5 protein-coding genes are annotated in these 7,046 nt (G+C 71.5%); 4 read left to right on the plus strand and 1 reads right to left on the minus strand.

Annotated features, from left to right (window positions below; genetic code table 11):
* Positions 1-24 precede the first annotated feature (24 nt).
* On the minus strand, positions 25-957 hold the full coding sequence (locus ACFU5G_RS28260; protein ID WP_377252155.1) for a sugar-binding transcriptional regulator: 933 nt from the start codon (positions 955-957) through the stop codon (positions 25-27).
* A gap of 160 nt (positions 958-1,117) precedes the next feature.
* Here ACFU5G_RS28260 and ACFU5G_RS28265 point away from each other — a divergent pair, with 160 nt between their 5' ends.
* The 4 genes from ACFU5G_RS28265 to ACFU5G_RS28280 all read left to right on the plus strand — a co-directional run bounded on the left by ACFU5G_RS28265 (position 1,118) and on the right by ACFU5G_RS28280 (position 6,988).
* Positions 1,118-2,509, plus strand: a complete 1,392-nt coding sequence (locus tag ACFU5G_RS28265; RefSeq protein WP_377252157.1) for an ABC transporter substrate-binding protein — start codon at positions 1,118-1,120, stop codon at positions 2,507-2,509.
* Positions 2,506-3,453 carry a carbohydrate ABC transporter permease gene (locus ACFU5G_RS28270; protein ID WP_377252159.1) on the plus strand — a complete coding sequence of 316 codons (948 nt, stop codon included), beginning with the start codon at positions 2,506-2,508 and terminating at the stop codon, positions 3,451-3,453. The genes ACFU5G_RS28265 and ACFU5G_RS28270 overlap by 4 nt, the downstream gene beginning before the upstream one ends.
* A 2-nt stretch (positions 3,454-3,455) precedes the next feature.
* The gene (locus tag ACFU5G_RS28275) at positions 3,456-4,292 is read left to right on the plus strand and encodes a carbohydrate ABC transporter permease (RefSeq protein WP_377252161.1); all 837 of its coding nucleotides are present in this window, start codon (positions 3,456-3,458) and stop codon (positions 4,290-4,292) included.
* Positions 4,293-4,660: 368 nt separating this feature from the next.
* Positions 4,661-6,988: a family 43 glycosylhydrolase gene (locus ACFU5G_RS28280; RefSeq protein ID WP_377252163.1), complete on the plus strand. Its 2,328-nt coding sequence runs from the start codon at positions 4,661-4,663 to the stop codon at positions 6,986-6,988.
* The last annotated feature ends 58 nt before the right edge of the window (positions 6,989-7,046 follow it).

The raw sequence follows: 7,046 nt of genomic DNA on the forward strand, positions 1-7,046 counted from the left end.
CTCGACAAGCTCGACCAGCGAGGGCTAGCCCGGGACGATCGTCTCCAGGGCCGTCGCGGCGGCGTCGTCGATCACCAGGGTGTCGGCGACGCCGCCGTTGACCGCGGCCAGCAGGCCGGGCGCGACGGCGGACCCGTAGCCGATGGCGATGACGCGCGGCGTGGCGACGAGCTGCTCCAGCGTGACGCCGACGACCCGCTCGTCGAGGCTGGTCAGCACGGGCCGGCCCGCGGCGTCGAACAGGCGGCCCGAGCACTCGGCGATCGCGCCCGCCGCCGTGGCGGCCTGCTGCTCCTCGGTGCTGATCTGCGGGAACACGGTCGAGCTGCGCTCCGACCAGTGGCCGATCGCGACGACGGCGACGTCCAGGCGGTCGGCCCGCGCGAGCGCGTCGGCGATCTCCGGCTGCCGGCGCAGGCCCGCGGCGGTGGCGGCGTCGGCCACCAGGAGCGGCGACCACACGGGCCACGTGCGCACGCCCGGCATCTGCGCGAACGCGGTGATCAGGGCGAGCGAGTTGCCGCTGCCCTCGACGGGCAGCGCGCCCACGAGCTGGACGACGTCGCAGTGGGGGAGCTGCCCGATGTGCCGCACCGCGGCCTCGACCGTGCGCGACCACGAGACGCCGACGGTGGAGCCCTCCGTGATGTGCTCCCGGGCGGCGCGCGCGAGCTCGACGGCGACGTGCTCGCGCGTCGCGGTGGGGTCCGGGCCGCTGGGCGCGATCAGGATCTCGCGCGCGCCGAGGCGGGCGGCCAGCCGGGCGCCGCGCTCGCCGTCGACCTGGGGCGCCGTGATCTCGATGCGCACCACGCCCTGCTCGCGGGCCTGCGCGAGCAGGCGGGCGACCTGGAAGCGGGAGATGCCGCGGTCGCGCGCGATCTCCACCTTGGACTTGCCGTCGAGGTAGTAGTCGGTGCTCACCTCGACCATGAGGTTCGAGTCGTTCTGGGTCACCTGCGTTCCTCACTCCCGCAGGCGGCGGCGGGGCTGATCGAGCGACTTCTGAGCGGGGGGCCTTGCTCACCTGAGCATACCCAACTACTCTGCGGATGCAGATGAGCAGTTTCAATTTCTCAAATGAGCGTGGCGGAGAAGCCGCGAGGAGAGGACGAGGATGTTCCGACCTCCGAGGGGTAAGCCGGCGCCGGGTGCTTCGGTGAGAGCGACCGCGGTAGCGGCGACGGCCACCGTCGCACTGGCCCTGTCCGGCTGTGCCGGGGCGGGCGCCGTGGCCGGCGGCGAGGGCGAGCAGATCGTCGTTGCGATCGTGTCCAACCCGCAGATGCAGGACGCGATCTCGTTGCAGGACGAGTTCCGCGCCGCCCACCCGGGCGTCGACGTGCGGTTCGTGTCGCTGCCGGAGAACGAGGCCCGCGCCAAGATCACGGCGTCCGTGGCGACCGGCGGCGGCGAGTTCGACGTTGTCATGATCTCCAACTACGAGACCCCGATGTGGGCCGAGAACGGCTGGATCGAGAACCTGCAGCCGTACATTGACGAGACGGAGGGCTACGACGCCGAGGACTTCGTCCCCAGCGTCCGCGAGGCCCTGTCGCGCGACGGCGACATGTACTCCGTGCCGTTCTACGGCGAGTCGTCGTTCCTGGCCTACCGCGCCGACCTGTTCGAGGAGGCGGGGCTGGAGATGCCCGCCAACCCGACCTGGGACGAGGTGCGGGAGCTGGCCGCGGACCTGAACGAGCCCGCGGAGGACTTCTCGGGCATCTGCCTGCGCGGCCTGGCGGGCTGGGGCGAGGTCATGGCGCCCATGAGCACCGCGATCAACACGTTCGGCGGCGGCTGGTTCGACGAGGACTGGAACGCCACCCTCGACTCGCCCGAGAGCCGCGAGGCCATCGAGACCTACATCGACACCGTGCAGACCTCCGGCCAGCCCGGCGCCGCGACGTCCGGGTTCGGCGACTGCCTCACCCGGTTCGCCCAGGGCCAGTCGGCCATGTGGTACGACGCGACGTCGATGGTCTCCTCGATCGAGGACCCGGCGTCGTCCACGGTGGCGGGCAAGGTGGGCTACGCGCCCGCGCCCGTGGCCGAGACCGGTACCGCGGGCTGGCTGTACAGCTGGTCGCTCGCCATCCCGTCCACGAGCGAGCACAAGGACGCCGCCTGGGACTTCGTCTCCTGGATGACGAACAAGGAGTACATCAGGACCGTCGGCGAGGAGATCGGCTGGGAGCGGGTGCCCCCGGGCAGCCGGCTGTCCACCTACGAGATCCCCGAGTACGCCGAGGTGTCCGAGGCGTACGCCGACGCGACCCTGGAGTCGATGAACGGGGCCACCCAGGAGTCCGCGATGACCCACCCCGTGCCCTATCCGGGCATTCAGTTCGTGGGCATCCCCGAGTTCCAGGACCTCGGGACCCGCGTGGGCCAGCAGATGTCCGCGGCCATCGCCGGCCAGGTGACCGTGGACGAGGCCATCGCACAGTCCCAGCGCTACGCCGAAACCGTGGCGGAGACCTACCGGGCCCAGGAGGGGCAATGAGCACCTCGACCATCGACCGGCTCGAAGGCTCGCGCCGGGCCGCCCGCGCCGCCGCCGCGGAGCGCACGATCAGCAAGGCCGAGGGGTGGCGCCGTCGCGGCCCGCTCCTGCCCGCACTGATCTTCACCGTGATCGTCACGCAGCTGCCGTTCCTGGTGACCATCTGGTACTCGCTGCGCGGGCAGAACCTGCTGCGGCCCGGCGAGGACATCTTCGTGGGCCTGTCGAACTACATCGACATCGCCCAGGACTCGACGTTCCGGCAGACGGCGCTGAACTCCGTGGTCATCACGCTCGGCTGCGTGCTGGTGGCGATGGTGCTCGGCATCGTGCTGGCGCTGCTGCTGGACCGGCCGTTCTTCGGCCGCGGCGTGGCGCGCACCATGCTCATCACGCCGTTCCTGGTGATGCCGGTGGCGACGTCGGTCCTGTGGTCCGTCGCGCTGCTCAACCCCACGTACGGCCTGTTCAACTGGGTGCTCGGCGTGTTCGGCATCGAGGCGGTCGACTGGACCTCGACCTACCCGATCATCGCGATCCTGATGGCGCTCGTCTGGCAGTGGACGCCGTTCATGATGCTGCTCGTGCTCGCCGGCCTCCAGGCCCAGGCGAAGGACGTGCTCGAGGCCGCGTCGGTCGACGGCGCCGGCCCGTGGCGGGTCTTCCGCTCGATCACGCTGCCGCACCTGCGGCGGTACATCGAGCTGGGCGTGCTGCTCGGCGTCATCTACGTGGTCAACACGTTCGACCAGATCTACCTCATGACGGCGGGCGGGCCCGGTACGGCCAGCGCCAACCTGCCGTTCTACATCTACCAGCGCGCGTTCCTCGGCTTCGACATCGGGCAGGCCGCCGCCATGGGCGTCGTCGTCGTGATCGCCACGATCATCGTGGCCTCGGCCGCGCTGCGCCTCATCTTCCGCAGCTTCGAGGTCAAGGAGTGAGCATGTCCGACGTGACGCGCGCGTACCGCCGTCGAGCCACCGGTGGCGTGCTGACCACGCTGACCTGGCTCCTGGCGCTCGCCTTCTTCTTCCCGGTGGCCTGGATGGCCGCCACGGCGTTCAAGCAGGAGAACCAGGCGGCGTCCGACCCGCCCACGTGGTTCTTCACGCCCACGCTCGACCAGTTCCGCGCCGTGATCGAGGGCGGGTCCGGGGTGTACGTGGCCAACTCGGCCATCGCCACCGGCGTCTCGACCGTGCTGGTGCTGCTGCTGGGCATCCCGGCGGCGTACGCGCTGTCGATCCGGCCGGTGGAGAAGGTCAGCGACGTGCTGTTCTTCTTCATCTCCACCAAGATGCTGCCCGTCGTCGCCGTGATCGTGCCCATCTACGTGGTGGCCGGGCAGCTCAAGGTGCTCGACAACATCTGGACCCTGGTGGTCCTGTACACGGCGATGAACCTGCCGATCGCGGTGTGGATGATGCGGTCGTTCTTCCTGGAGGTACCGGGGGAGGTGCTGGAGGCGGCGTCCGTCGACGGCGCCGGGCTGCTGCGGACCCTGCGGTCCGTGCTCATCCCAATGGTGGCCCCCGGCATCGCGGCCACGGCGCTGATCTGCGTGATCTTCTCGTGGAACGAGTTCTTCTTCGCGCTCAACCTCACCGCCTCGCGGGCGGCGACCGTGCCGGTGCTCATCGTGTCGACCATGACGAGCGAGGGGCTGTTCCTCGCCCGGCTCTGCGCGGCGGCGCTGCTGGCGTCGCTGCCCGTGATCATCGCGGGCTGGGTGGCGCAGAAGCAGCTGGTGCGCGGACTGTCGATGGGCGCGATCAAGTAGGGGTTGGTCGTCCGGAAGTTGCCTTCTACCCAGTGATTGGGCCCGGAACCGCGTCGGTTTCGGGCCCAATCGCTGGGTAGACGTGTTTGTGCTGGGACGGCGTCGGCGGCCGCCGGACTGAGGTTGGTTCAGCAGGCTGGAGGCGACCGTTTGCTGGGCGGTTACGGCCGTCTGGAGCCTGTTGAACCGGAGTCAGCAGCATGGGCGATGTGGCGGGGGCGAAAATCCGGATGGCGGCAGAATTCCCTACTTTTTCTGTCGGGTACTTGCCGGAGAAAATCGGGCCCCGTTCGATGGGCGGCATGCGCCTTGGATCAGATCGACGGAGACCTGTCCGCACCGCTTGGGTCGCGGCGGTCGCTGCGGCCGTGCTCGCTGCGGGGCTTGCCCCGGTCCTGCCGGCGGCCGCGGACGATGGCGGGTCGGCCGCCGCTCCCACCACCTACACCAACCCGGTCACCGCCGGGGTCACCGATACCTTTCCCGATCCCGCCGTGATCCGCGGCAAGGACGGCGCCTGGTACGCGTACGGCACCCAGAACCCGGTGTTCAACAGCCAGGGCGAGCCGGGGGAGCGCATCCTGCCGATCCTGCGGTCCACCGACCTGGTGACCTGGGAGTACGCGGGCGAGGTGATCCAGCCCGACGACGTCCCGGCCACCTGGCGCGACAACTCCCGCGCCTGGGCGCCCGACATCCGCTACGTCGACGGCGAGTACCTGCTCACCTACGGCCTGTCCACTGGCGGGCTCGCCGTGGCCACCGCGCCCACCCCCACCGGGCCGTGGGAACACCGCGACGAGCTGCTGGTCCCGTCGGCGCCGATCGACGGCTGCCCCACCGGCAACATCGACCAGGCCCTGTTCACCGACGACGACGGCACCCTCTACCTGTACTGGGGCAGCTACGACGTCGTCTGCGTCTCGGAGCTGACGCCCGGCGCGCACGAGCTGACCGGGCCTGTGACCCAGGTGGCGCAGGGCCGCCGCATGGAGGGCGCGTACGTGGTGCGCCACGACGACCTCTACTACCTGATGTACTCCGACGCCGGCTGCTGCGAGGGCGCCTACAGCGGCTACACCGTCAAGGTGGGGCGCGGCGAGAGCCCGCGCGGCCCCTTCCTGGACGACGACGGCACCGACCTCATGGCGGAGTCGGGCAAGGGCGGCTATGTGCTGACCTCCAACGGCGACGGGTTCGCGGGCCCCGGCCACCACTCGGTGGTCACCGACCTGGCGGGCCAGGACTGGATGGCGTACCACGCGATCCCGGAGGCCGATCCCGACTTCCCGCCCGTGGAGACCCGCAACGGCGTGCTGAACCTGACCAAGCGCCCGCTGATGATCGACCGGCTCGACTGGATCGACGGCTGGCCCGTGGTCAACGCGGGCGCCGGGCCGTCGTCGTCCCCGCAGGCCGCACCCGTGACGGACGGCGCCGTCGCCACCACGTTCGCGGACGGATCGCTGGCCGGGTGGCGGGCCGACGGCGACGTCGTCGTCGACGACGAGCCGGACGCCGGGCCCCACGCGGCCCTCGACGGCGGGTCCCTCACCAGCCGGGAGCGGGCGGGCGGCGACCTGCGCGCCCAGGCGGACCTGCGCGTGACCGACGCCGGCGGCGCCGCGGGGCTCGCCCTCGGCACGGGCTCCGGCTCCGTGACCGCCTGGGTCGACCGCGCCGCCGGCCAGCTGCGGCTGGAGACAGGTCGCGGCCCCAAGGCCCAGCGCGCGGTGGTGGCCTTGCCGGACAGCTTCCCGTACGAGGACTGGAACGTCGTGACCCTCGACCGGGAGGTGCGCTCGGGCACGTACACGGCCACGGTCTCCGCCGACAACCTCAAGGAGCCCCTGGGTACCGTCGCCCTCACCGTGCGCGGGGGCGCCGGCCGGGTGCCGGTCGGCGTGGCCGCGCGGGGCACCGCCGACGCCGACAACGTGAGCCTGGTCCCGGCGGCACGTCCCGTGACCGAGCGGGTCCCCGACCCGGAGCCCGGCGCGCTGCTGCCGGAGCACTCGGACGAGTTCGACGGCGGCGTCGTGCCAGGGCTGACCGGCCTGCCCGGCCTGACCGCCCTGCCCCGCACGAGCGGGTCGGGCGACGCGGGCACCGGCTGGTCCTGGGTCCGCGGTCCGGCCGCCGGCGTCCGCCTGGACGACGGCGCCCTGACCTGGCCCACCCAGAACGCCGAGCTGTACCTGGGCACCAACACGGCGTCGGTGCTGACCCGCGAGGCTCCCGAGGGGGACTACCTGGTGGAGACGAAGCTCGACCTCGACGGCGTGGGCGTGAACCGGCAGGCGGGGCTCGTGCTCTACGCCAACGACGACCAGTTCGTGAAGCTGGTGCACTCCCAGCTCGGGCTGCTGCGCAAGCCCGGGAGCGCGGCGCAGATGGTGGAGTTCACCAAGGAGGCCGCCCGGCCCACGAGCACGCCGCCGGCCGCCGCGTACAGCGCCCCGATGTTCGGCGCGGCCCCGGGGGAGACCACGTGGCTGCGGCTCGCCGTGCACCGGGACGCGGCGAACGACGAGTACGAGGTGCGCATGGCGTCCAGCACCGACGGGGAGACCTGGCGGTGGGGCGGCGTCTGGACCCTGCCCGACGACCGGGCCCCGCGGATCGGCCTGGTCTCGATGAACACGGCGGGTGCGACGGCGACCTTCGACTACGTCCGCACGTACGCGCTGCCCTGACCGGGCGCTGGTCGGGCTCCCCTTCGCTGGTCGAGCTTGTCGAGACCCGGGTCTCGAC

This window comes from Promicromonospora sp. NPDC057488 (assembly GCF_042802395.1).
GTDB lineage: Bacteria > Actinomycetota > Actinomycetes > Actinomycetales > Cellulomonadaceae > Promicromonospora.

Coding starts and splice junctions, on each gene's coding strand:
- ACFU5G_RS28265 (WP_377252157.1), top strand. CDS start 1,118: ATGTTCCGACCTCCGAGGGGTAAGCCGGCGCCGGGTGCTTCGGTGAGA.
- ACFU5G_RS28270 (WP_377252159.1), top strand. CDS start 2,506: ATGAGCACCTCGACCATCGACCGGCTCGAAGGCTCGCGCCGGGCCGCC.
- ACFU5G_RS28275 (WP_377252161.1), top strand. CDS start 3,456: ATGTCCGACGTGACGCGCGCGTACCGCCGTCGAGCCACCGGTGGCGTG.